The organism is Clostridium chromiireducens, assembly GCF_003575225.1.
Classification (GTDB): domain Bacteria; phylum Bacillota; class Clostridia; order Clostridiales; family Clostridiaceae; genus Clostridium; species Clostridium chromiireducens.
In genome coordinates, this window is the sequence record NZ_QXDJ01000012.1 from 15119 (window position 1) to 41747 (window position 26629).

General features: G+C 28.7%; 26 protein-coding genes and 1 pseudogene. 21 read left to right on the plus strand and 6 right to left on the minus strand.

Going from position 1 to position 26629, the window contains the following annotated elements; translation table 11 throughout:
• Positions 1-185 precede the first annotated feature (185 nt).
• The 11 genes from D2A34_RS26065 to D2A34_RS26115 all read left to right on the plus strand — a co-directional run bounded on the left by D2A34_RS26065 (position 186) and on the right by D2A34_RS26115 (position 8947).
• Positions 186-1187 carry a hypothetical protein gene (locus D2A34_RS26065; RefSeq protein WP_119368303.1) on the plus strand — a complete coding sequence of 334 codons (1002 nt, stop codon included), beginning with the start codon at positions 186-188 and terminating at the stop codon, positions 1185-1187.
• 48 nt (positions 1188-1235) lie between these two features.
• Positions 1236-1853 carry a hypothetical protein gene (locus D2A34_RS26070; protein WP_119368304.1) on the plus strand — a complete coding sequence of 206 codons (618 nt, stop codon included), beginning with the start codon at positions 1236-1238 and terminating at the stop codon, positions 1851-1853.
• A gap of 26 nt (positions 1854-1879) precedes the next feature.
• The gene (locus tag D2A34_RS26075) at positions 1880-2356 is read left to right on the plus strand and encodes a cytochrome b/b6 domain-containing protein (protein ID WP_119368305.1); all 477 of its coding nucleotides are present in this window, start codon (positions 1880-1882) and stop codon (positions 2354-2356) included.
• 93 nt (positions 2357-2449) lie between these two features.
• A complete protein-coding gene (locus D2A34_RS26080; RefSeq protein WP_119368306.1) occupies positions 2450-2755 on the plus strand; it encodes a hypothetical protein in 306 nt (101 codons plus the stop codon).
• A complete protein-coding gene (locus tag D2A34_RS26085) occupies positions 2745-3086 on the plus strand; it encodes a hypothetical protein (protein ID WP_119368307.1) in 342 nt (113 codons plus the stop codon). Before D2A34_RS26080 ends, D2A34_RS26085 begins: the two co-directional genes overlap by 11 nt.
• Positions 3087-3106: 20 nt before the next feature.
• Positions 3107-3448 (plus strand): hypothetical protein, encoded by a 342-nt coding sequence (locus D2A34_RS26090; protein WP_119368308.1) that lies wholly within the window; start codon positions 3107-3109, stop codon positions 3446-3448.
• A gap of 95 nt (positions 3449-3543) precedes the next feature.
• The gene (locus D2A34_RS26095) at positions 3544-4047 is read left to right on the plus strand and encodes a hypothetical protein (RefSeq protein WP_119368309.1); all 504 of its coding nucleotides are present in this window, start codon (positions 3544-3546) and stop codon (positions 4045-4047) included.
• Positions 4048-4093: 46 nt separating this feature from the next.
• On the plus strand, positions 4094-4567 hold the full coding sequence (locus D2A34_RS26100) for a hypothetical protein (protein WP_119368310.1): 474 nt from the start codon (positions 4094-4096) through the stop codon (positions 4565-4567).
• 380 nt (positions 4568-4947) lie between these two features.
• On the plus strand, positions 4948-7389 hold the full coding sequence (locus D2A34_RS26105; protein ID WP_119368311.1) for a heavy metal translocating P-type ATPase: 2442 nt from the start codon (positions 4948-4950) through the stop codon (positions 7387-7389).
• 74 nt (positions 7390-7463) lie between these two features.
• On the plus strand, positions 7464-7676 hold the full coding sequence (locus tag D2A34_RS26110; RefSeq protein ID WP_119368312.1) for a heavy-metal-associated domain-containing protein: 213 nt from the start codon (positions 7464-7466) through the stop codon (positions 7674-7676).
• Between the two features lie 569 nt (positions 7677-8245).
• Complete coding sequence (locus D2A34_RS26115) at positions 8246-8947, plus strand: GGDEF domain-containing protein (RefSeq protein ID WP_119368313.1); 702 nt, start codon at positions 8246-8248, stop codon at positions 8945-8947.
• 99 nt (positions 8948-9046) lie between these two features.
• On the opposite strand, the gene D2A34_RS26120 is transcribed toward D2A34_RS26115, so the two are convergent.
• Genes D2A34_RS26120 through D2A34_RS26130 form a run of 3 tightly spaced genes read right to left on the minus strand, consistent with a single transcriptional unit; the run spans position 9047 to position 11164 of the window.
• Positions 9047-9649, minus strand: a complete 603-nt coding sequence (locus tag D2A34_RS26120; RefSeq protein ID WP_119368314.1) for a TlpA family protein disulfide reductase — start codon at positions 9647-9649, stop codon at positions 9047-9049.
• Positions 9650-9664: 15 nt separating this feature from the next.
• The gene (locus D2A34_RS26125) at positions 9665-10369 is read right to left on the minus strand and encodes a cytochrome c biogenesis CcdA family protein (protein WP_119368315.1); all 705 of its coding nucleotides are present in this window, start codon (positions 10367-10369) and stop codon (positions 9665-9667) included.
• A gap of 42 nt (positions 10370-10411) precedes the next feature.
• A complete protein-coding gene (locus D2A34_RS26130; protein ID WP_119368316.1) occupies positions 10412-11164 on the minus strand; it encodes a cytochrome c biogenesis CcdA family protein in 753 nt (250 codons plus the stop codon).
• Between the two features lie 295 nt (positions 11165-11459).
• Here D2A34_RS26130 and D2A34_RS26990 point away from each other — a divergent pair, with 295 nt between their 5' ends.
• Positions 11460-11603 carry a hypothetical protein gene (locus D2A34_RS26990; RefSeq protein ID WP_182629471.1) on the plus strand — a complete coding sequence of 48 codons (144 nt, stop codon included), beginning with the start codon at positions 11460-11462 and terminating at the stop codon, positions 11601-11603.
• Positions 11604-11711: 108 nt separating this feature from the next.
• On the opposite strand, the gene D2A34_RS26135 is transcribed toward D2A34_RS26990, so the two are convergent.
• A complete protein-coding gene (locus D2A34_RS26135; protein ID WP_119368317.1) occupies positions 11712-12950 on the minus strand; it encodes an HD-GYP domain-containing protein in 1239 nt (412 codons plus the stop codon).
• 231 nt (positions 12951-13181) lie between these two features.
• Here D2A34_RS26135 and D2A34_RS26140 point away from each other — a divergent pair, with 231 nt between their 5' ends.
• The 4 genes from D2A34_RS26140 to D2A34_RS26155 all read left to right on the plus strand — a co-directional run bounded on the left by D2A34_RS26140 (position 13182) and on the right by D2A34_RS26155 (position 19721).
• Positions 13182-14894 carry a methyl-accepting chemotaxis protein gene (locus tag D2A34_RS26140; RefSeq protein WP_119368318.1) on the plus strand — a complete coding sequence of 571 codons (1713 nt, stop codon included), beginning with the start codon at positions 13182-13184 and terminating at the stop codon, positions 14892-14894.
• A 564-nt stretch (positions 14895-15458) separates the two neighbouring features.
• On the plus strand, positions 15459-17336 hold the full coding sequence (locus tag D2A34_RS26145; protein ID WP_119368319.1) for an N-acetylmuramoyl-L-alanine amidase: 1878 nt from the start codon (positions 15459-15461) through the stop codon (positions 17334-17336).
• Positions 17337-17661: 325 nt separating this feature from the next.
• Positions 17662-18345, plus strand: coding sequence for a response regulator transcription factor (locus D2A34_RS26150; protein ID WP_119368320.1), 684 nt, complete (start codon positions 17662-17664; stop codon positions 18343-18345).
• Positions 18342-19721 carry a sensor histidine kinase gene (locus D2A34_RS26155; protein WP_119368321.1) on the plus strand — a complete coding sequence of 460 codons (1380 nt, stop codon included), beginning with the start codon at positions 18342-18344 and terminating at the stop codon, positions 19719-19721. Before D2A34_RS26150 ends, D2A34_RS26155 begins: the two co-directional genes overlap by 4 nt.
• 106 nt (positions 19722-19827) lie before the next feature.
• Here the strand turns inward: D2A34_RS26155 and D2A34_RS26160 are convergent, their stop codons facing one another.
• Positions 19828-20025, minus strand: coding sequence for an SHOCT domain-containing protein (locus D2A34_RS26160; RefSeq protein ID WP_147357760.1), 198 nt, complete (start codon positions 20023-20025; stop codon positions 19828-19830).
• 52 nt (positions 20026-20077) lie between these two features.
• Between D2A34_RS26160 and D2A34_RS26995 the strand changes: the two genes are divergently transcribed.
• The 3 genes from D2A34_RS26995 to mltG all read left to right on the plus strand — a co-directional run bounded on the left by D2A34_RS26995 (position 20078) and on the right by mltG (position 22266).
• Positions 20078-20221 (plus strand): hypothetical protein, encoded by a 144-nt coding sequence (locus D2A34_RS26995; RefSeq protein ID WP_182629472.1) that lies wholly within the window; start codon positions 20078-20080, stop codon positions 20219-20221.
• Entirely contained in the window at positions 20205-20825 is a 621-nt protein-coding gene (locus tag D2A34_RS26170; protein ID WP_119368324.1) for a class I SAM-dependent methyltransferase, read from the plus strand. The genes D2A34_RS26995 and D2A34_RS26170 overlap by 17 nt, the downstream gene beginning before the upstream one ends.
• Before the next feature lie 430 nt (positions 20826-21255).
• Positions 21256-22266 carry an endolytic transglycosylase MltG gene (gene mltG, locus D2A34_RS26175; protein ID WP_119368325.1) on the plus strand — a complete coding sequence of 337 codons (1011 nt, stop codon included), beginning with the start codon at positions 21256-21258 and terminating at the stop codon, positions 22264-22266.
• An 85-nt stretch (positions 22267-22351) separates the two neighbouring features.
• On the opposite strand, the pseudogene D2A34_RS26180 reads toward mltG, so the two are convergent.
• Positions 22352-23671: pseudogene (locus D2A34_RS26180) on the minus strand (peptidoglycan-binding domain-containing protein).
• Between the two features lie 241 nt (positions 23672-23912).
• On the opposite strand from D2A34_RS26180, the gene D2A34_RS26185 reads away from it, so the two are divergent.
• A complete protein-coding gene (locus tag D2A34_RS26185; RefSeq protein ID WP_119368326.1) occupies positions 23913-24506 on the plus strand; it encodes a hypothetical protein in 594 nt (197 codons plus the stop codon).
• Positions 24507-24744: 238 nt separating this feature from the next.
• A complete protein-coding gene (locus tag D2A34_RS26190; protein WP_119368327.1) occupies positions 24745-26568 on the plus strand; it encodes an urease accessory protein UreH domain-containing protein in 1824 nt (607 codons plus the stop codon).
• The last annotated feature ends 61 nt before the right edge of the window (positions 26569-26629 follow it).

The window sequence follows — 26629 nt, forward strand, 5'->3', positions numbered from 1 at the left end:
ATACAAAGTTACAAAACACATATAGTGCAATAAAGTATATCTGCTTAAACTTTGTTATATCTTATAAATAAAAGCAATAGCTTAATATACAATCTTTAAAATAATATATGTATTAATATTATTTATTAGGGTAAAAATAAGTTTGAAAATTATAGGATGTTATAAATTAAAAAGGGAGTGAAATAATGAAAATTTTTAAAGGACTAATAACATTTGTTTTAATTTTAATAATTGTAGGTGGAGTAGGATTTTTGGGCTGGAATTTAATTTATAAATCAGGAATGAGCAACATGGGGAATATGGGAAACATGAGTGGCATGGGAAATATGGAAGGTATGACTGATAATGCTAATACCAGTGGTAATACCTCATCTCAAATGGATAATATGCAAAATAATAATTTTTTTACTACGCAAGCTGTACAAAATAAGGATAAATTAAATCAAATAACAACTACTATTAATGATGCAATTAATCAAATAACAATTGATCCTTATTCAAAAGTTACTTTGCCAAGTGGCACTCAGCAGCCAATGATGCAGCCAGCACAAGGAAATACTACAGTGAATATTTATCCTAACGGAAATGCGGCAGCAGGAAGTGCAACAAGTCCTCAAATGACAACTAAAGGAAACTATGTATATAATCAAGATAAATTAGAACAGTTGCATAACGGTATTTTCAAGCTTGCCCAAGGCAGAATGATTTTAGATGATTTGAATAATGATTTAACAATACAGTCAACTATGAGTGAACCAGTTGACTATCAAGGTTATAGTGTACTATATAATACAATCTTACAAAATAAAATAAAATTAAATAATGCGCTAAGTATGATAAATGAAGCTTCGAGTCTTTTGAATGTAAATCCTTATTCATCTGGTACTGCTTATGAGTATAATACTGAAGAAATGAAAAACCTTCATAATGGAATATATAAGCTTGCTCAAGGTTTGCTTTCAGGAGCAAAATTAAATGAAGAATTTACAAATCAAATGGTGAACATAAGTACTTTAGCAAATAATGCAAACTCAATGGGAAACATGAATATGGGGCAAGGTTTCACATTAGGAACATTTAATTTATCTTATATTTTCAAAATAATATTAGTGATTATGATTATAACTTTATTTATAGCATTATTTGGGGCAATCAGTTCGGTCTTAAAAAGAAAAGTAAGAGAATAGAAAAAATTTATATATGAAAATATAAGTTTGTAAAATGGAGTGATATTTATGAATGAGAGCATTAAAAACAATACTTTTTTAAAAAGTATATTGGTACTTGTAATTGGAGCGTTTATATTTGACTTGTTTTTCAAATTTATTACAGGTAGTGGTAATTATTATTCTTTTAAAGGTTTAATTAATGAATTGTTAGTTTTGCTTATAAAGATATTGGTAGTACTATTTTTAATAATAGTAATTGCAATGCTTACTAAATGGTTAAAAGAAATATACAAAGATAATATTATTAATACGGAAGTTCTTAATAAGATTAGCAATACACCTGCATTAAAATTAAGTTTAATGATAGCAGTACTATTAATTGGAGTAACATTTATTTTTGAGATATTAAATATTATTACTATAACTAGTAATAATATGAATATGGGAGTCATGACTGTAGGATATAATAATGGGACCAATTTGGGATTAAATATAGTAAGTTTAATGGCATTTCTTGTTAAGCTATTAATAGGCATATTGTTTATAGCATTAACTTTTGGTTGCTTTATGTATTTAAAGGAACAATATGAAAAAGGAACTATTAATTCTAAAACAAGTTCAAATAGCAATAATATAAAAAGTCATATTTCAGTGAACAATGATAAAAGAACCCAAAATCCCTAAAATTGAGAGCAGAGGAGGTTAAGAATTTGAATGTTAAATTTGATTTTATTATGCATTGGCTATGGACAATTGTCTATTTACTTCTAATATTTAGCGGTCTTGCCATGGTTGGAGCAAAATATGGATGGATATTAAACTATAATATAGCAGCAGCAGATCTAACTCATAGAGTACTTGCAGCTGTTTTTGTAATTCTAACATTTGTTTCAATCATGTATGAAGTAATAAGAGTTATTAAAAAAGATGATAAAAAACTTGCTTGGTTTATTATTGGAAAAAGTGGATTTGGTCTTGTTGTTCTTATAACTTCATTAATATTTATAATTACAGGAGCAATAATTTGGGTTTGCATGGGAACTAATATGGCAGCAGTAGCTTTTGCGCTTTATGTTCATGAAAAGTTAACTTATTTAATGGTGGCAAGTATTATTTGGCATATTTATAAAAAATGTCATGCACTACTTTTACCTGCTAAAAAGAAAGTGGTAAATAACATTAAGTAGAGCAAAAAATTCAAAAATAAAAAGTTAATATAATAAGCTCATTTTGACTTATGTCTTAATTGTTAAAAGTAACGAAGGGAAATGATAAAATATATGATGCAAAAATGGTGGTTCAAACTTTTTATTTGGTTTACTAGTACGGCAACTTTCTTTTTAGGTTCTTCTATTTTAATATCGTATTTTAATCCAGAACCTTCTATGGGAGATATAATGAAGTTTATGAGCGGAATGATGGATGCCATGGATAATTCAACTATGGGTTTATCTATGACAATTGAACATGATTCAATTATGAAAAAAATAATTGGTATAGCTTCGAATATTACAATTCCTCTAATAATCATTAGTGCTTTGAGTGGGTTAATGATTAGGATAAGGAGGAAAAGCAATGATAAATAAAAAAAAGTTGCACTTTTTACAACTAACATTTGTCTTCATGGCAATAACAATTGGTACTTTATTATATAACTGGAGTAGCAATGCAAATTTAAAAAATTCTATGAGCATGATGGGGCAAAGTATGGGCAACATGATGTCTTCTATGCATTTAAAAAATGCTAAATTATCGGATTTAGTTACTAGAAAAGAACAGACTAGCATGAATATGAATCATGAAACTAAAGAAGGCTACTTAAAGGATATCCATTATATAACAACAATTATTATAGTAGTTTTGTTACCATTTATAATAGGTGGAACTGTATTTTTAGCTATAGCGTGGTTTAAATAGTAATAAATGGAGGTGATAGTATGAGTAGTATACTTGGAAGTGTTGGTTCGCTGTATATGGCAATACTTATAATAGTACTTGTAATTGGTTTTGGTTTAGTGGGATTAAAAATTGCTAGTTATGTGATAAGATTTGAAAAAAACAATAATACCGCTAAAACTAATAAGATAGGTGTAAAAAATAATGAAAATGTATATAAATGTCTTAAGATTGCGTTATATTCTTTTTTAGCAATATTAGTATCAATGATAATGTTAACAATAATAGATCCCCAAGGAAGTATGGAACATAGTAAAAGTAGTAGTATAAATACATCTGGTTCGTCACAATCAACACAAAATAGTTCACAACATAATCATTAATAAAGAGAGAAAATGGATTTTATTTCTTGAATAATAAATAAAGTAGTACACAAGATATTAATACAATAAAATAATGTCGGAAAGGAGAAAATTTCATGAATATGGGAACTAATTATTCATTAGGAGGCACATTTTCTACGTTATTACTATTATTAACAAAATTATTAATAATAGTGCTAGCTGTGTTGGTGATTTTAGGAGTTATTGCTTGGATACGAGATAATTTCCTAAAAAATAAAGAATCTAAACTAATGCAAAATGTTAATGAGGACCCAATCTTAAAAGCTGTAGCTGTAATAACAGCATCAGTAATTGGGTTAGTACTTGTTTTTACATTACTTAGCAGTTTGTTTAATACTGGAGGAATGTATTACAATCATATATTAAATATGACAAGTATAATAATGATATTAATAAAACTATTGATGTTTATATTAGTTATATCTTTAGTACTTGCTGGCGTAATGTATTTTAAGAACCAATATGAAAGTGGAAATTTAAATCTAAACTTATTTTCGACTAATAATACTACAAATACCACTGGTAATAAAGAAAATAATAATAAAGCTATAGAAACAGAAACACAAGATAAAAAATAACTTTACAAAGTATTTATAATGTAAAATTGAATTGGAGGAATACATAATGAATAGATGGCTTAGACTTTCGGTATTTTCATTAGTTGGAATAATAGTTTCAATGATAGTTCTTTCTTTTATATCTTCAAGTGGAGCAAATATGGCAAATTCAATGGGAATGCAGAATACTGCAAATATGTCTTCAGGAGGCAGCATGGGCATGATGGGTAATATGATGCCTATGAGTGGAAGCAATCAATCCGGTGGTATGGGCATGATGTCCATGGGAGGAAATAGCCAATCTGGAGGAATGGGTATGATGAGTGGTATGGGAGGAATGTCTCAAATGAGTAATATGCCTTCTAATAATGCAAACATGCAATCAACGAGTGCTATGCCAATGAATGAGACACAAATGATAATTCAAAAATTAAATCAGCTAGAAATGCAAATCAATCAATTACAACAACAAATGAATAGCGGTTCTAGTATGTCTGGTGGAAGCAGCATGTCTAGTGGCGGTGGAATGTCAATGATGTAGAAATAATTTATATATAGATATAAGAGAGAAAATGGGATAACTAACTCATATCTTCTCTCTTATTTATTTTTACCTGAATTTATAAATAGACCTTTTGTACAAACAAATTTATGGTTTAATGCAAAAAATTAAGGAAAAACTCTAATATATATCTATTTTACAAATTAATCTTCATATTTTCTACATAAAATAAGGTTATCATAGAGTTATAAAATAAAGGGTTCTACAATGATAATCTAACTTATAAAATACAAAAAATACTTGACATTCTGCAAGATTAAAAATTATATATGTTAAGCTATCAAAATGGAGCCCTATATATAAAATTCATAGAAGGTTATTTAATAAAATAATATGTTTTAGAAAGGGGTAAATATTAATTGGGAAATAAAATACTTAAAATAGAAGGAATGACCTGTGCAGCATGTGCTAAAGCTGTTGAGAGAGCAGCGAAAAAGTTAGATGGTGTTACTGAAGCAAATGTAAATTTTGCTACAGAAAAATTAAGTGTTACTTTTGATGAAGGAAAGTCTGATTTAGAAAAAATAAAAGCTGCTATAGTGAAAGCAGGATATAATGCTTTGAATGATGCTACAAATGCTACTTTGAAGATAGAGGGAATGACTTGTGCAGCATGTTCAAGAGCAGTTGAAAGAGCAGTAAAAAAATTAGAGGGGACTGTTGAAGCTAGTGTTAACTTAGCTACAGAAAAACTTTCTATTTCTTTTGAACCTTCTATGTTGACAATTTCAGATATAAAAAAAGCAATAGATAAAGCAGGTTACAAAGCTAGTGAAGCTGAAACATCAGTTGATACTGATAAGGAAAAAAAGGAACTGGAAATAAAAAAACTTTGGGGAAGATTTATAATTTCGTTAATCTTTACAGTACCGCTATTAATTATTACAATGGGACATATGTTAGGCTATATGTTACCCGAGTTTATAGATCCAATGAGCAATCCGACAAATTATGGGGTGATTCAGGCTGTTTTAGTAGCACCTGTAATGTTAGCTGGTATGAGATTTTTTGAAGTCGGATTTAAAGCTTTAGTTATGAGAAGTCCTAATATGGATTCATTAATTTCAATAGGATCTTGGGCAGCATTTATATATGGTCTTTTTGCTATATATCAAATTTTTATAGGAAATGTAGATTATGCATATGATTTATATTTTGAATCAGCTGCTACAATCTTGACATTAATAACATTAGGGAAGTATTTAGAGTCAGTAACTAAAGGAAAAACATCAGAAGCTATTAAAAAGCTTATGGGACTTGTGCCTAAGACAGCAACTATAATTAAAAATGGTAAAGAAGTTGTAATTCCAATAGATGAAGTTGAAGTTGGGGATGTAATTCTTGTTAAGCCAGGTGAAAAGCTTCCTGTTGATGGAGAAGTAATAGAGGGAATGACTTCTATAGACGAATCGATGCTTACTGGTGAAAGTATACCAGTAGAAAAATCTGCGGGGTCTAAGGTAATTGGAGCTAGTATAAACAAAAATGGATCAATTAAATATGTTGCTAAAAAAGTTGGTAAAGATACTGCACTATCTCAAATTATTAAGTTAGTTGAAGAAGCTCAAGGATCAAAAGCACCAATAGCTAAGATGGCTGATGTAATCTCTGGATATTTTGTTCCAGTAGTAATAGGATTAGCATTAATATCTTCAATTACTTGGTATGTTCTTGGTGAGTCGCCTACATTTGCGTTAACTATTTTTATCGCCGTTTTAGTTATAGCGTGTCCTTGTGCATTAGGATTAGCTACTCCAACAGCAATTATGGTTGGAACAGGTAAAGGTGCAGAAAATGGTGTACTAATTAAAAGTGGTGAAGCATTAGAAACTGCTCACAAAGTTAAAACAATTGTATTTGATAAGACAGGAACTATTACTGAAGGAAAACCAAAAGTAACAGATATAATATCAAGAAACTTATCAGAAAATGAACTACTACAAATTGCTGCTAGTGGAGAAAAGGGATCTGAACATCCACTCGGAGAAGCAATCGTAAAATCAGCTGAAGAAAGAAAAATAGAATTTAAATCTACAAAGAATTTTAAAGCTATCTTAGGAAAAGGAATTGAAGTTAATATTGATGAAAAAAATATTTTATTAGGCAACAGAAGATTAATGGTTGATAAAAAAATAGAACTTGAATCTTTAGAAGAAGAATCAGATAGGTTAGCTTCAGAAGGAAAGACACCAATGTATGTTGCAATTGATAATAAATTAGAAGGAATAATTGCGGTAGCAGACACTGTTAAGGAAAGCAGTAAAAAAGCAATAGAAAAATTACATTCAATGGGTATAGAAGTTGCAATGTTAACTGGTGATAATAAGAGAACAGCAGATGCCATTGCTAAGGAAGTAGGTATAGATGTAGTTATTTCAGAAGTATTACCAAATGATAAAGCTAAAGAAGTAAAAAGCCTTCAGGATAAGGGCAAAGTTGTTGCTATGGTTGGAGATGGAATAAATGATGCTCCAGCATTAGCTCAAGCTGATATGGGAATTGCTATCGGTTCAGGTACAGATGTAGCTATTGAATCTGCTGATATAGTTTTAATGAGAAGCGATTTGATGGATGTTCCTACAGCGATTCAACTAAGTAAGAAAACTATAGGAAATATAAAGCAAAATTTATTCTGGGCTTTTGGGTATAATACACTTGGGATACCTGTTGCAATGGGAATATTATATGCTTTTGGTGGTCCGCTATTAAATCCAATGATTGCGGCACTTGCAATGAGTTTTAGTTCTGTTTCTGTATTATTAAATGCTCTTAGACTAAAGACTTTTAAACCTTTAGTTTAGAATTAATAACTATAAATCGCTTAAAAGGTTTCAAGGCCATTAAGATATATTAAAATTTGAGAGGAGAAATGAAAATGAAAAAGAAAATATTAATTGAAGGTATGAGCTGCGGACATTGCGTAAGCCATGTTGCTGAAGCACTTGAAGAGATTGGTGCAGGTGATATATTAGTAAGTTTAGAGGAAAATTCCGCTACTGCTGAAATAGGTGATGATGTTACTGATGAGACAATAAAATCAGCTATTGAAGATGCAGGATATGATGTGGTAGGAATTGAAGAAGTTTAATATTGTGATTTAAAAGGCAAGAGTGTAGAGTAGTCTGTGCAACCTTCATGAGGATGATATGATAAGTTATCAAATGAAGGGGGTACAGACTTATTTTTATATAAAGACGAAATATTATAAGTAATTATAAATAACTCTGACATATATTTTGTGCTACTCTTAGAAGGTTCTATAATTTGAAATGTATGTAGAAGACTCAAGTATTTTATAAAAGATAAGACTTGAGCTTTTTGTTTTTATCTTATATTTGAATTAATATTAAATTAACTTTATAATTACTTAATAATAATTTATAGATAAGATAAAATGCCTAATGAAAAAATAATTATTAATATGGGTTACAATATTACAATATATATTCTGAAGAATACGCGCCCAAAATGCAGATTAAGAGATTTTTATTATTAAGAAATTAAATTATTTTAGTTTGATTTTAAATAATAAAACCATACTGAAAGTTAAATTATTTAACAATCTAATATAGAACTAGTTGAAAAATAAGGATGCATTCCTACAATTTATCAGTTATAATAAATGTAATTTGAAGACATTTTTTATTGGAGGTAGTTGTGAAGTATAAAGTTAAAGTAGAGATATTTATAAACATTTTAATTTTGAGTATATTAAACGCAGTTATATTAAGTAAGGTAATTTTACATGGGTATAATATAAACCTAATGCATTGTATAGTTGCAGCGTTTATTTTTGGATTACTGTATTATATATCATTTTTAAGGATATATTCAAAATATAACCTTATTAAGGAAACTAACGAACTGTTAATAAAGGAATTAAAAATAGATAAATTAACTGGATTATTTAATAGAAGAGCATTTAATGAAGACATCAAGAACATAGCTGATTGCGAGAAATATGCCATGGTATTCATAGATATAGACAATTTTAGAAATTTTAATAATGAATATGGACATCATGTTGGGGACGAAGTTTTAAGAGACGTTAGTAAAGCTATTAAGAATAGTGTAAGAAAAAATGATAGAACATATAGATATGGTGGAGAGGAAATTGTAATAATATTAAAAGATTGTGATAAAGAAAAGGCCTTTATTGTTGCTGAGAAAATTAGAAATAATGTAAGCTCTATCGATAATTCGCCTTTCCTTAAAATAACCATTTCTTTAGGGGTATCGGCGCATCCCATTGATGGTGAAAACATTGAAGAGGTAATACAGGCATGTGATAAAGCGCTTTTGAATGCTAAGAAAAATGGTAAAAATAAAACTGTTATTTTTAATAGCGATATTGCTTAACAATAGTGAAATGTATATGATATGCGTAATAAAGCCAGATAAGTTATTTATCTGGCTTTAATAGATGCTAGAGATAAATAAAAAAATGTAATCTTTTATTTATTTATCTAAAGTTTTAATATAGGCTTTCATTTGCTCGATATTCATCCCACCAACATGTTTAGAAATTATATTTCCATCAGTATCAATAAAATATGAGGTAGGAATTGATGAAATTCCATATTGTGTTGCAACACTTTGGTCAGAATCTAATAGCACTTTAAAATTATATTTATTTTCATCAATAAATGGCTTTACAGTATTTAAATTTTCACCTATGTCGACCGCTAATATAACTAGATCACTATCTTTAGTTTCTTGATATAGTTTCTCTATTTCAGGCATTTCTGCTTTACATGGAGGGCACCAAGTCGCCCAGAAATTAAGAAATACTTTTTTACCTTTTAAACTACTCAAAGATACTTCATTCCCATCTAGATCTTTTAACGTAAAGTCAATAGCTTTTGTTTTAGTAACGCTTGGATTTATTCCAATTGGTTTAGTAGATTCATTATTAGAATTACTCTGACTTGTTATGCTATTGCCAGCACCTTCTGCGGATGTGTTATTTTCAGAGGGTGATGAAATGTAGGTGCTCACCGTATAAATTGAAACACCAACTAGTATAATAGAAGTAATAAGTATTAGTACTGATTTTTTCATATATTTTCTCCTTCATTAAAAATTAATAAAACTTGTATATTGGCTTAATATTGCTAGCTTATTCGTAAAAATCATAATACCCATTATTATCATTAAAATACCACTTATTATCGATATAGTAGGTAAATATTTTGAAAATTTCTTAAACTGTTCGGTAAAGCTTTCTATGGCCAGGGCAGTTAGGATAAATGGAACAGCAAGTCCGATAGAATATATTATTAAAAGGACAACGCCCTTGCCTATAGAGTCCATACTTGTTGCGTAGATTAATATAGATGATAGAATTGGACCAATACAAGGAGTCCAACCAGTAGCAAATGCCATTCCCATGATTACTGAACTAAAGGGACCTTTAATTTTATCAAAATACAAAAATCTTTTTTCACGATAAAATAATTTTATTTTAAAAACTCCAATTGTATGTAGACCGAAAACAATTATAAGAGTTCCTCCAATTTTTCTAAATAAATCTTTATGAGTAATTAATAATTTACCAAGAGAGGTTATTGAAACTCCCATTAGAATAAAAATAATAGAAAATCCTAATACAAACCCAAAAGATTTATATAAAGTAAAAAGTTTGGTTTTACCATTCTTTAATTCTTCTATAGAAGAACCTGTTAAATAGCTTATATATGCAGGAACAAGTGGAAGCACGCAAGGGGATAAAAACGATAGTAAACCTGCCGAAAAAGCTAATAAAATTGATATATCTTTCAAAAGTAAATCACCTCGAATTTAAATTAAGACATTAAGTAATATTTAACTAAACCAATATATTAAACTATCTATTAATCCAAAAATTATAAGTAGAAGACCACCAAAATGCCTCATAAATTTCTGAAGCTTATTATAACGTTTTATGTTTGACTTTAAGTTGGCTTTTCCTATAAATATTAGTAATAGCATTAACATCATTGGCATCAAGGTACCTAGTGCGAAGATTGGAGGATAAATGATACCTAAATAAGACTTAAAGCTCAAAGGAACAATAATTCCAAAGAATAGCCAAAATAAAGTTGGGCAAAAAGCTAGTGAAAATAACAAGCCCATTATAAAAGATGAATTAAATGTCCTAAATTTATGAATGAAATTTTTAACATTAGATATAAGAGAATTTCCAATGGATCCTTTTAAATTGAAAAGACCCAATATATATAATCCAATAATTACTATAGCGGGTCCCATAAGTTTTCTAAATAAACTAAAGAAAGGTATTGATGAACTTTGGATATTGAATTTGAATAATATTATCAATACTCCATAAAACAAAAATATCGTTAGTTTACCTAAGGTATACCATAAGGTATTCTTACAAAGTCTTTTAATATTTGTACTCTCTTTTGTAATATAACCTATAGCTCCAAGATTAGTAGTAAGTTGACATGGAGCAGTTGAACCAAGAATTCCAATTAAAAAAACACCTAATATGGGAATAGTTGAACTTCTAGAAAAATTCATTATTGGATCACTTAAAAATGTATTTAATAATCCTAGTATCTCATAAAGCTTCAATGTAAAATACGAAATAGTAAATCTTCCTTTCTATAAGAATTATCATGATTAATAACATTATATAAAAAATATATGAAGATTTTATGTAGCTTTGATAATTATTATCATTTTTAATTTTACTAAATAAATAAACTCTATTTTTTCGAAAAATTAGAGTTTGTTATATCATTATATAGAAGGAGTTATTTGAGATTTGGTAAAATAATTATCTTTGTTATTAATAATACATTCTACATAAAATCTTTATACTTATTATATATAATACGTATAAAGAAAAAGAAAAGGTAGTGGTGAATTGGGAACAATAGTATCAATACTAGTATTTATAGGGGTGATATTTGCAATGCCAAAATTAGGGTTAGGATGTTGTAGAGGTAATTCTAATAACAAAAATAACAGCAAAAAAGATTGTTGCAGTGCAAAAAATAAAAATTTCTAAGTATACTTTTAGTAATCAGTTCTTGATAATCAATAAGTTAGAATTAAATAATATGATTATTAAATAAAAAACAAGGATACTAAAAATAGTTTCCTTGTTTTTTATATTTTATTCTTTAATATTAATTTGTAAAAATGCATCAACTATTTGAGGATCAAATTGGATTCCCTTATATTTAATAAGTTCATCTACTGCAACAGTATGAGGCATTCCTTTTCTATAGGGCCTGTCAGAGGTCATAGCATCGTAAGAATCTGCAACACATATAATTCTTGATTCTAATGGAATAGCTTCGCCACTGATACCTGAAGGATATCCATTACCTTTATATTTCTCATGATGATGAAATATCATCGGAAGAGTCTTGTCCAAGAATCCAATAGTTTTTAAAATATCTACACCTATTGAAGGATGTTCTTTTATTTGATTAAATTCTTCATCTGTTAATTTTCCAGCTTTATTTAATACTTTGTCTGGAATTCCTATTTTACCCACATCATGAAATAAAGCGGCAATTTCTAAGGCATTAAGTTGATCAGAAGATAAATTTAGTGCTTGACCTATTTTTAAAGAAAGATTAGTTACACGTTCAGAATGTCCAGCAGTATATTTATCTCTAGCATCAATTGCCTTTGATAATGCTAATATAGTACTTTTGTAAGAGGAATTGAGTTTAGAATAAGCTTCTTCTAAATCATTTGATTTATGGATTAAAGCTTCGTTCTGTTTAAGCATTTTAATTGACGAATCATACATGATTTTTATAAGCAGTAGATATAATATAATCAGTCCAGAAAAAACTATTATTGAAATATTTCGAATAACCGGTTTTATATGCATATCTATTTCATCATAGGGCTTTATTATTTCATAAACTCCTAATATAGAATTGTTTATTTGAATAGGTAAATATATTCTGATAACTTTAATAGTTTTACCATTCACCAAGTCCTTAGAAATTAAGTGATTTTGTTTATTTTTAAAAGCCTCATTAAGGTTATTTTTATTACTGTCGTTTGTTTCGATAATAGTATTATTCTTTGAGTAAATAACTGAATTGTTTGCATTCCAGATTTTAATGCTTAATATGTTTTCACTTTCTATAAAGTGCTGAAGTTTTATATCTAGCATACTATATTTTTCGTTTGCTAAGGCAGTGCTATAATCTGTTAAAGAAAGTTCAGGTTCAACGATATAATCCAGTGATATATGTGTCATTTGTTCCATTGAATTTATTTTATCGTTTACCATATGACCATTAATAAACAGTATAAGAGAAAATCCAGTAAATAAAAATGCTATTAAACTATAAAAAGTAAAGTATTTTAATAATGATAATTTTTTCATAAACGCACCTTCAATTCTAAACTATTACAGGATGTTCTAATAAAATCCAACTATAGTATACTTGAAAAATTAAAAATTTACATGATATAAATTATATTATAATATAAAATAGTAAAATAAGGCAGTAAAGAATTAAATTAATTGTTATAATGTGGGGTTTATCTTTACAAAATCTTCATAATAAAATGATACAATTTGATTATGAATTTTGAATATAATGGAGGAAGAGTTATGAAAATATTAAAAAATTTAAAAATTGCACAAAAACTTATATTTTGTTTTTTATTAATTGCAATTATTATGGGCATTGTTGGGTTTATAGGGATATCAGAAATAAGAAAAATAAATACAAATTCAAATTCGATGTATGAAGATAATTTAATACATTTGAGAACAGTTGAAGAATTAAAGGAAAACTTTTTACAAATACATTCAGATTTAATTTCTCTTTTAACTACAAAAGATACCATAAAAAAGAAGGAACTTGAAATTGAAATAGAAAAATTGACAGAAGAGGATATGGCTATTTCAGAGGAATTTAAGAATAGTGATGCAACAGGTGAAGAAAAGGAGTTATTATCAAATTTTATTAAGCTTCATGAAGAATACATGATGGAGCGTAAAGAATTTATGAGTTTAATAGATGCAGATAAATATGATGAAGCACAAATGGCTTTTGAAATGGTAACTGAATCAAGAAATAAAACTTTTGATAGTATTAATAAAATAATAGAATTAAATTTACAAGAAGCTAAAAATGCAAACAATACAAACAATTCTATATTTAGAAATTCATTTAACTTAATGCTTGGTATAGTTATATTTGGTTTTATATTTGCAATATTACTTGGAGTTTTGATATCAACATTGCTATCAAAACAAATAAATAAAGTTTTAGTATTTGCAGATGCTCTAGGCAGTGGAGATTTGACTCAAAGGATAGATGTTTATTCAAAAGATGAAATAGGAAAAATATCAAATGCTTTAAATAAAGCAGCTGAAAACACTCGAAAACTTATATCAACAATAATTTCAAACTCTAGTAATATAAATGCGTCAAGTGAAGAAATTTATTCTACAATAGAAGGGATTTCTTCAAAGATGAACAATATTAATAAAGCTACAAAGGATATATCATCTGGTACTGAAGAATTGAGTGCAACATCACAAGAAGTAAATGCATCAATTGAAGAAATAACTTCAAATTCAATTGAACTATCAAACAAAGCAAAAGATGGTGACAAAGCTTCTAATAAAATTCAGATTCGTGCTGCAGAAATAAAAGATAAAGGATTAAAATCAATAGATATTTCTAAGAAATTATATAAAGAAAAAGAAACTAATATACTGAAAGCAATAGATGAAGGGAAAGTCGTTGAAAAAATTAAGGTAATGGCTGATTCTATAGCAGATATTGCTTCTCAGACAAATCTTTTAGCACTAAATGCTGCTATTGAGTCAGCAAGAGCTGGAGAAATGGGAAAAGGGTTTGCTGTTGTAGCGGATGAAATACGAAAACTTGCGGAACAGTCATCAGAAAATGTCTCAAACATACAAAACGTTATAATCCAGGTAAATAGTGCTTTCGAAAATCTTTCTAGTAATACTCAAGATATACTAGCATTTATAGATAATAATGTAAATCCAGATTATGAGTTATTTTTAGAGACTGCTATAAAATATGAGGAGGACGCAGCATTTATTAAAGCCATGTCAGAAGAAATTGCAAATGGTACAAGCCAAATACTTAATTCCATAGAGCAAACTAGTTCTGCTATAGAAACAGTATCTACTACTGCTCAGCAATCTGCAGAAAGCTCAGAAGGAATACTAAATAGTGTAGATGAAACAACTATTGCAACTCAAGAAGTTGCTAGTTCGGCACGAAGACAAGCCGAATTATCTGAGGAACTCAATTCTTTAATACAAAAATTTAAGATATAAAGTAATATTAATTTTAAATTTAATATAAAGGGTGTGCAATATTGCACATCCTTTATATGTTGAATTATTACGATAACTTGAACTGTGCATAAAAATCACTACATAGGTACTTCTAATCAATAGCGCTATCTTTATTCTTTTGTATCTACATTAATTGAAGAGTGTGAGGAGATACTTTTGAAATCTTTGAATAGTATGGTAGCTATTAAGAAATTTACTAAAACGGTGCTTGTAAAATTCAGAGTTTTGAGCTTTAAGGCATGGGTTAAATGGTAAGAGATAGAGACAAATGGTCTAATGGGGGGATAAAGAAACAAAGGGAGAGTTTTGGCCAATGATAATTAAAAAAATCATGTCAAAATCTACATAATTTCTTCATATCTTTATGTTACGTTATTTTTAATAAAATATATCTATATAAAATCATAACTTAAAAATTTAATTGATATGCATTTAGAAAAAAGTAAACAGCATAAAGATTATTTTTTTGTTTTACAAAGGTAGATATCGTTAGGAGAACTAATTCATTATTAGATGTCTTAAATGGAATGGAGGAAAACTGTTTTGAGGGCAATTAAGAGAGTGACTACATTTATACTTGCTTTTGCAATAGTTTTAGTGTTAATACCAATAACTAATGTACAAGCAGCTATTACTGATATTAAAATAATATCAGCAACAGAAGTAACGGCAAAACAGGCTGAACAATGGGCTAAATCTAAAGGTGCAACTGATACTTTTATTAAATTAGCACAATTATATTGGAAATATGCACCGGAACATGGAAATGTTAATCCAGCGATAGCATATGTACAAGCGGCTAAGGAAACGGGATATGGGAAGTTTGGTGGAGTTTTAAACGAAAGCTACAATAATCCATGTGGACTAAAAACGAGTGTTGGTGGATCTGATATTGATCCAAATGCTCACCAAAAATTTAAGACATGGGATGAAGGGGTGCAAGCTCATTTAGATCATTTAGCACTTTATGCAGGAGCAATTGGTTATCCAAGAAGTAATACATATGATCCTAGGCATTTCGTTACTATAAAAGGAACAGTAGTAACAGTAAATGCGTTAGGTGGAAAGTGGGCTCCGAGTCTTACATATGGTGAAGAAATTAATAAATTATACAATAATCTATTAGTATCTTTAGGAATTATACCTGAGTCGGGAACTGGTAGTATTTCAGGTGGAACAACTTCAAGTGCAAATACAGGAACTAGTTCAGAACCAAGCACAACAATAAATACGCCTCAAACAATTCCAACAAGTCCATCGGGAGTACAAGCAACTCAACCATTACAACAACTGGTAAATAACAGTGCCAATATTTCATCACCAATCGGATGGAAATTAAAAGGTGGTAATTGGTATTATTATAAATCAAATGGTACTAAAGCAACTGGATGGATTAAACCAGATAATAATTGGTATTATCTATATGGTGATGGAACTATGGCAAAGGGCTGGATAAGTTTAAGTGAAAAGTGGTATTATCTTAAATCAAGTGGAGCAATGCAGCTTGGCTGGTTAAAAGATAATAGCAAGTGGTATTATCTTCAAGGTGATGGTAGCATGACAACAGGTCTCAATTTAATTGATGGTAGAAAGTATTTTCTTGATTCAAGTGGAGCAATGAGAATTGGATGGGTATCAATTAGTGGACAATGGTATTACTTTAATACAGGTGGAGACATGTCAAAAGGTTGGATATTAGATGGAAATGGTTATTACTATTTAAATCCAATCACAGGCACGATGGTTAAAAATACAGTTGTAGAGGGATGGAGAATAGGCGTTGATGGAAAAAGAGGGAGTAGAGTGGCAAGCAGCACATCTAGAAAAATAATAGTCATAGATCCAGGACATAACTTTGGTGGCGATGATGGTGCATATGCAACTCATAATGGTATTACATACTCAGAAAGAGATTTAAATATGCAAGTTGCAGATAAGTTAAAGGCAAAACTCGAAGCTAAGGGATATACAGTAATTATGACAAGAAATGCATCTGATAGGGAAACTTCAAGTGTAACTGAAAGTCTTACTAAGAGAGTAAAAATTACTAATAATTCTAATGCTGATTTATTTGTAAGTTTACATCATAATGCAGCATCTGCATCAGCAAATGGAGTTGAGGTTTATTATAGCTCAAGGGCACAAGATGCAAGTTTTGGTGGAGCATATAGTGATTATAAGCTTTCAGCAAGTATGTCTTTGGCAAGAACTATATCATCTTCTTTGGCTAATAGCAGTGGTGCAATAAATAGAGGGGCTAAAGATGGTAATTTATTTGTTCTTAGAAATACAATTATACCAGCAGTATTAATTGAGCGTGGATTTATAACAAATCCAGATGAAGCTCGAAAATCTGCGGATTCAATTTATCAAGATCTAGCAGCTGACGCAATAGCAAATTCAATAGCATCAGCAATATAAGATGAAAATGGAGGGTCGCAAATAAGAAATTAACACAATATATTGATTTAGTTTTCAATAGAACTTCACTATATTGTATTAAAAATCTATTATGCAACAGCTCCTTTTAATTTTTCTGAATTTTATTTGTGTAGAAAATATGAACAGAATCTATTTCAAGGTTTTAAAAATATAACCTTTACTTTTTGAAATTATAAATGAAAATTACTTTCTTAGGAAAATATAAAATTATTACTAATTTTTACACATAAAATTCATAAGTTTATGTTAATTTATTAAATATATGGTAATGTAATATTAATAAAAATTTTATGGGGTGAATGTAATGAATAATATTTTAATAATTGAAGATGAAAAAAGTGTATCAGATGTTGTAAAAGCATATCTAGAAAAAGAAGGATATGGAGTTTATTCCACGGAAAGTGGATTAGATGGAATTGAAGTTTTTAGAAAAGAAAAATTTGATCTTGTAATTCTGGATTTAATGCTTCCAGATATTGACGGTGAAGAAGTTTGTAAAATACTTAGAAGAATTTCTGATGTATATATTTTTATGTTAACTGCAAAGAGTACGTTAAGTGATAAAATCGAAGGTTTAAATATTGGTGCTGATGAGTATTTAACAAAACCTCTAAGTCCAAGAGAACTTACTGCACGTGTAAATGCTTTGTTTAGACGAGTGGGCGGAAGTAATTGTAATATTATTTCTTTTGATAATGATAAATTAGTAATTGGTAGTGATAGTAGATTAGTTAAATTAAATGGAGAAGAAATAAGTTTAACCCCCAATGAATTTGATATATTATATGTTTTAGCGTCAAATAAGGGAAGAGTATTTTCAAGAGAAGCTATAATAGAAAGAGTATTCGGTATTGATTTTGATGGTTCAGATAGAATTATTGATGTTCATATTAAAAATTTACGTAAGAAAATCGAAGAGGAGAGTAAATCTCCAAGGTATATTGTTACTGTTACAAGAATTGGCTATAAATTTGGTGATGAAATATGAAGCAAAGTATTAGAGAACGTTTAAGTTTTATTTTAATTTTTTGTTCTGTAATCTCAGTTCTATTGTCAGCTTTAATTATAAATATAACAATAACAAACACATTTAATAGATATATGGAGGATATTCAAACTAAAAGAAATACAAGGTTAGTAGAATATTTTCAGCAAGTTTATAAAAGCGATGGAAGTTGGAATGTAGCTTCAGGAGAAGAAATGATGCATGAAGCATATATGAATAATTATTGCCTAACCCTTTTAGATGAAAATAAAAAAGTTATTTGGGAAATGGATCATGAGGATATAAAATACAAAAATCATATGACTGTAAATGGTACTGAAGAAGCAGGGTTTTATACAGATAATACTTTCAATATAAATGTAAATGAGAAAACAGTAGGATATATTATAGTGGGTCAATACTCACCGGTTTTACTTTCACAAGAAGATATAAGCTTTAAAGCACAGATTAATAAGAGTATTGTATTTAGCGGGGCATTAACATTATTTGCTGTAGCAGCTATAAGTTTATTTTTATCAAAGCAATTTTCTGAACCTATCAAAGCAGTTTCAAAAACCTCTGTAAGTTTATCAAAAGGTAATTATGATTCTAAATCAAATATAAAAAGCAATATTGAAGAAATCAGAAATTTAACTGAAAGTATAAATGATTTAGGTGATAAACTAAATAGCCAGGATTTACTTCGAAAAAGACTAATTTCAGATATATCTCATGAAATAAGAACTCCTCTAAATGTATTACAAAATAATTTAGAAGCAATGATAGATGGGATTATACCGGTAACTACCGAAAAACTTAATAATTTAAATGATGAGGTAATAAGATTTGGTAAACTTTTAAACAATTTAAATATGTTAAAGCAAATGGAATCAGATGAAATAATACTTAATTTAGGATTAGTAAAAATAGATGAAATTATTTCAGCCGTAGTAGATGATTTTTCTATTTCAGCTGCTGAAAAAAATATAAAATTAATTATGAATAAAGAAGACGGAGATTTTATAGTATTAGGTGATTATGATAAATTAAAACAAGTTTTTATAAATCTTATATCTAATGGAATTAAATTTACTAATGTCAATGGAACTGTATGTATTAATCTTAGCAGTGATATAAATTCTGTTATTGTTGAAATTAAAGATAATGGTATTGGTATCAAGAAAGAAGATTTACCTTATGTTTTTGAAAGAATGTATCGAGGAGATAAAAGCAGGCATAAAATTGAAGGTAGTGGAATTGGGCTTACTATGGTAAAAAAAATATTAACACTACATTCTGCAACTATAGATGTAGAAAGTAAGGAAAATAAAGGTGCTACATTTACAGTACGTATAAATAAAAGTGATAAAATTAATTGATAAATTTTTGTTATAAACTACATAATTAAAAAAGGTATCACCCAACTACTTAGGAAGTTGTTAGGTGATACCTCTTGTTTGAGAAAACAGGTTATGAATATACAATTTAGTCAATTAACATAGATTTTTTAAATAAATATTCATCTTCAGATATTTCTCCATTTGCAAATTTTCTATTTAAAATGTCTAATGCATTATCTGTTTTTCTTATTCTTACATAACTTAGAGTGTTTGAATTGTTGGAGGAAGTCAAGTAAATAAATATAGAAATGGTTAAAATTATTGAAGGTAAAAACATCATCATTAAAATCTCTCCTTTCGTTACTTATATTATATTAAAAAAATGTGAAGGAAATATGAAGAATAATATATGTAATTTATATAAAGAAGTCGATGCACTTTTTATAGATGATATAGCAATAGAACTAGAAGAATATTATTTTGATCTTTTTCTAAAATATAAAATAAAATGGAGTGATAACAATGGATATGCATTCTGAAAAAATACGTAAAAGATATAATAGAGCGGCTAGATTTTATGATATTCTAGAAAGCCCTATGGAAATGATGGCACTAAGAGAGTGGAGAATAGATTTAATGAAGGGACTGGAAGGGAATATACTAGAAATTGGAGTTGGTACTGGTAAGAATATTGAGTATTATCCAGATGATATTAGCATAACTGCAATAGATTTTAGTGAGGGTATGCTTCAAAAAGCAAGGGAAAAAGCAGAAAAGTATAATAAAAATGTAACACTGATACAAATGGATGCACAAGACATGAAGTTTCCTGATAATACTTTTGATACAATATTTACTACCTGTGTGTATTGTTCAGTTCCTGACCCTGTAAAAGGGTTAAAAGAAATGCGAAGAGTCTGTAAACCTAATGGTAAAATAATTATGATTGAACATGTAAGAAGTGAAAAGTGGCTGTTAGGAGCTGTAATGGATATTTTAAATCCAATAGTAGTTACAACATATGGTGCAAATATAAATAGAAAGACAGTAGAAAACATATATAAATCTGGATTTACTGATGTAAATTCAAATAACTTATATGGTGACATTGTAAAAAAAATAGTTATTATAAATAAAAAATAATAATTACTAAAACTGAACTCTAACTATTAAAAGTTGTTGATAGTTAGAGTTTATTTTTTATGAATATAACAATCATTTCATGAAGATAAATCTACATATTATCTTCATAGTTATAAAGTATATTAAAGTATAACAATATTTTAATAAGAAGGAGGAATAACTATCCAAGTAATTAAGAAACAATTTACTAGCATTAAATTTATAAATAAGCTGCAATTCAGAACAGATTTAGTAAAAAATTTTAAAAGTTGTTTTATATGAATAATAAAGAATAAAGAAATTCAAACTATAAAATGATAAGTATGTAAGAGAAAATAATTACTGAAAAGAACAAAGTAGAAGATAATAACCTATGAGTAAAACTTAGTATCATAGATAGTTTGATACTTATAAAAAAATTGAATTACGGAGGAACTAAAGAAAAACTCAAATGATGAAAAAAATTATTATTATGTTTACTATTTTAATAGCTGTAGTTTTAATAGGAATAGGAACACTATTTTACTACTTTCAAGGATTAAATACTGTTAATAAGGAAAACTCATATTTAATAATAAACAGTGAATCCTCTTTAGACGATATATCAAAACAGCTTCAAGATAAATCAATTATTAAATCTAAAGATACATTTTTACTATATACAAAATTAAATAGATTTAGTAATAATATAAAAGGTGGTAATTTTATAGTTAAACCTAATACAAGCTATAAAGAGTTATCACTTAAATTGCAAAGTAGTCAATCTGATTTTACAGTTGTAACTATACCAGAAGGATTTTCATTTTATCAGATAGCTGAAAGGTTAGAAAAAAATACATCAATTAAAAAAGAGGATTTCTTAGGAGTAAGAATTAGTAATTTAACCACGAATAGTTTGGTTTTAAACAAAACTAATATTTATTATGGTTTAGAAGGCTTCTTGTATCCCGATACTTATTACGTACCTAATGGCGCTACGGAGAAAGAGATAGCAAATTTGATGTTTGATAGGTTTAACAGTGTTTTTTCAGATAAATATGTCGACCGTGCAAAAGAATTAGGTTTGGATATTAATGATGTTATAACAATTGCATCTTTAATTGAAAAAGAGGCAGCCAATGATAGTGAACGCAGCAAAATAGCAGGCGTTATATATAATAGAAAAGAAAAAGGCATACCACTACAAATTGATGCGTCTGTAATATATGCAATTACTAAAGGTGAGAGTACAATGAAAAAAGTATTATATGATGACTTGAAAGTACAAGATCCATATAATACTTATGTAAATAAAGGACTCCCCCCAGGTCCAATTGCTTCACCAGGTAAGCCTTCAATAGAAGCGGCTCTTTATCCTGAGGAACATGATTATTTATACTATGTAGTAAATGGAAGTGGCGGTCATGTTTTCAGTAAAACCTATGAAGAACACTTGAACAATGTTAAAAAATATATAAAATAGTGCCATTGAAGGCTATCACAGAACTTATATTTAGAAAGCGGTTGTGTGATAGCCTGATTTTTAATTTTATAGCATACGTATTAAATTAGTCTTCAAGATAAGTAAACGTTGGTATATTTCTACCATACAATGGAGGAGTTAATGGAGGCATAAAAATTCTTTTTCTTGAATTATTTCCTCTAAGTTCAGCAATCCTAGTTACTCCTACATATATGTCTGAAATTCTATACCATGTTGCATAATCAACTATTCCAGTTTGGGGTAAGTTAAAAATTCCTTGAAATACTTTAACAGCTTCTGCTGTTTTAGGCCCAAACCTTCCATCCTCGGCTGATTTCGGGATAAGTGGATAATTTCTGGAGATTCTATTTAATTGGTTTTGTATTGTTTTTACGGGTTCTCCTGATGATCCAATTTTTAAATCATAATCTGGATATGATTTAGGGCTTCCCTCAACTTCAGTTGCAGTTACTAATTCAATATCATTTCCATAATAGTATTTTAATATTTCAAAAGGTGGCATTCCATTTGCTCCTAGACTTTGACTTCCCCATTGACTTAACCACTGTGGGCAACTGACATTTTTACCATCACAATATTGAGTTGAAAGAGGTTGTTTTTTACCTATTCTTCTAACATAAGTAGAGAATATTTCGTCAATTATAGCGCTTATATTTTCATAAATGTTTCTACCATAACTAAATGCGTGATCATAGGCTGTTGAACTTGTAACATCAAAATTTTTACCTTTGCCTCTATACAATTCTGTATAAATTCTATTTAATGTGAATGATAATATAGCAAATACATTTGCTCTTATTGAATTTGATGACCATGTTGAATAAATTTCTGATGAAGCAACATTTTTTATATAGTCCTTAAAGAGTACTCTATAATTAGGTGCTGAAGGATCCTCAGGGCCTCCTTGATGTACAACAATATATTCAGGGACAACAGGTTGACTTAGCACAACACCTGAAGTTGGTGGAGGTAAAGGTTTATCCTCTTCTTCAGGAATTTTAGGAGGATAATTCCCGTTGAGTTTATTGGGTGGAATAATAATAACTTATTCCTGTCTGGAATCTCTACTTGATTCAATTTTAACTAAATTACATCTTTGATAAGCAGTTTCTATAGGAAATACCTGACATCCTTTAATTACTAAAGTTCTGTAACCATCACCTTTAACTGTTATATCATATAAACTATATGGAGTTTGATTTATATTAGGATTTAATGAATATTCTATAGGAGGTGAATCTAAATCTATTTGATTAGTTAATCCAATGCCAGTTGTGTCATTTTCAGTTAATTCCGATCTATTAACATAAACCTTAACTCCAGATACAGGAATATAACTATCTCCATCAAAACATTGAACTTTTAAACTGCCTTTGTCTGCCAAAATAATTGCTCCTTTATATTTTTAATTCTAAATATTTTTAATTCTAAATATTTTATTCAAAACATAAATGATTTGTTACTTTTTAATGTCGTTATTGTAATTCGTGGAGACATTTTAACAGAAATTTCGTAATCTATCCTCATAGAATCTTCATAACTTTTTATTATAATTAATGTATTTAAGAAGAACTTTTAATTAAAATAAACGCATTTATTAAATATTAATAATAGGGGTGAAAAATATGAGTATTAAAAGACATATAATTAAAGTTTTTGATGTTACAAGAGTATCGAAGTTTCTACATTTCTTTGGAATAAATCCTTTAATGTTAACATTTAGAGCAATATCTGGTTTACTACGTAAAAGGTATAGAAGACAAATCTTAGTATTTAGTGGAGTTTTAGTTATAGTACTTGGAATAATAATGGGAAATAGAAATTTTGCTCCTGTTAATGGTGGTGTTTCTAATGCTAGTAAATTAACTCAAAATCTTTCAGGTGCTGAAGCTAATGCTTCTCAATCAAATGCAACTAAAGCAACTATAGAAAATGGAGTTCAAATAATAAAAATGACTGTAGATAATAATGGATATACTCTAGATGCTAATTATATCCAAAAAGATATGCCTGTTAAGTTGATAATTGCGGGAAACCAACTTAATCCATGTAACAATGCAATAGTAGTACCATCTTTAAATATACAACAATCATTGAAATCAGGTGAAAACTTAATAGAATTTACAGCAAAAGATGAGGATATAGATTTTGATTGCTGGATGGGAATGATAAGAGGAGTAATAAAAGTTATAGATGACATTAATACTAAAAATATATGAAAAATAGTAAGAAATTAAAATGTTTATGCAATTAGTTAGAAGGTACCACAAATTTATATACATATTCCTAAATCAATAGTTGTAAAAATGGTAGGTAATACTTGTTAATATTTTTTGATTTTCTATTGAATCCTCATAAAATCTTCATAACTTTTTATTATACTTAATTATGTAAAAGGAAGTTTTAATAAAAAAGAGTGTTGAAAAAGATACGATAATTTAATGGAGGACAATATGAATGAGAATTAAGAGAGAGATTATTAAAGTTTACGATATGACGTGCACGTCTTGCGAAAATAGAGTAGAAAAAGTATTAAAGAAAGTTAATGGTGTTATAAATGTGATGGCTAGTTATAGTGCTCAGCAGGTAACTGTTGAGTATGATAGTGAACTTTGTACTAGGGAACAGCTAAATGAAGCTATTAATAAATCTGGTTATAGTACAAAAAATTCAAGTAGCATTAAATTTGCAGGATTTTTAGTTATAGCTGCAGCTGTTCTGCTTCTTGGTAATTCAACATCAGGTTTTGATATGAGTGCTAAATTAAATAATGCATCTTATGCAGTATTATTTCTTGTTGGTATGCTTACATCAATACATTGTGTTGGTATGTGTGGCGGAATAATGTTGACTCAAAGTTTATCAAAAAATAGTATTGTAAATGAAAAACAGAGTAAACTTAAGGCTTTAATCCCTTCAATTTTGTATAATGCTGGAAGAGTAACTTCTTACACAATAATAGGTGGTATTGTAGGGGCGCTAGGTTCTGTATTATCATTATCACTTAATGTAAAAGCCGGACTTCAAATATTTGCTGGAATATTTATGGTGATAATGGGATTAAATATGGCTGGTTTCTCTTTATTTAGAAAATTTAATATTAAATTGCCATGGTCATCATGTAAAATAAAAAATAAGCCTAAGGCTCCTTTCTTGGTTGGGATGCTAAATGGATTAATGCCTTGTGGACCATTACAAACAATGCAGCTGTACGCGTTAGGCACAGGTAGTGCAGCAGCTGGAGCTATATCAATGTTCTTGTTTTCGTTAGGAACAGTTCCTTTAATGTTAGTATTTGGAGCAATATCAGGTTTATTAAGCAAAGGTTATACAAAACAACTTTTAAAATTTAGCGGTATTTTAGTTGTAGTACTTGGAATAATAATGGGGAATAGAGGACTTGCCCTTGCAGGAGTTGGTGTTCCTAATATGAATACATTAGCACAAGCTCTATCAGGAAGCCAAGCTAATGCAACACAATCTAATATAACTAAAGCAACTATAGAAGACGGAGTCCAAGTAATAAGAATGACAGCAGACAATAATGGTTATACTCCTAATGGCGTTTATATCCAAAAAGATATACCTGTAAAATGGATAATTGAAGGAAATCAGCTTAATTCATGTAATAATGCAATAGTGGTACCTTCTTTAAATATAGAAAAAAAATTAAAATCCGGTGAAAATATAATAGAATTTACACCTAAGAATGAAGATATAAACTTTAGCTGTTGGATGGGAATGATAAGAGGAGTAATAAAAGTAACAGATAATCTTGATTCAGTAGATACATCTAAAGCGGACTCGTCAATTCCAGCGCCGAGCAGCGGAATGAGTTGTTGTACAGGTGGAGGTGGAACTACAAGTAGTGCACCACAAACTCCAAGTATCTACGGTGATGATTTAAGTAAAGTTCCTACTGATAGATTAATTAAGAAAGCTAATATTTCAGGAGATACTCAAAAGATGAACATAACGGGAACTGGATATGAGTTTGAACCCCTTGTAATAGTAGTAGAAAAAGGAATGAAAACAAAACTTACAGTGGATCTTAATTTATTTGACAATCCTGATGGAGAATATACTATATTAAATGCAGATAGTGGGGAACCAGTAAGCAGCTTTACTGGTAAAAAAGGTATTGTAAATGTTGAATTTAATATAGATAATAGTGGCACATATGTTATTGTTAAAGAAAACATAGCAGTAGTTGGCGTTGAAGTCACAGACTCATTAGAAAATGCTAACTTAGAAGAAGTTCGTAACAAATATATAAGTTAATAAAATGAATATATTATATATATAGAAATAGTTATGCTACAAAGAAACAAAAGAACAATAA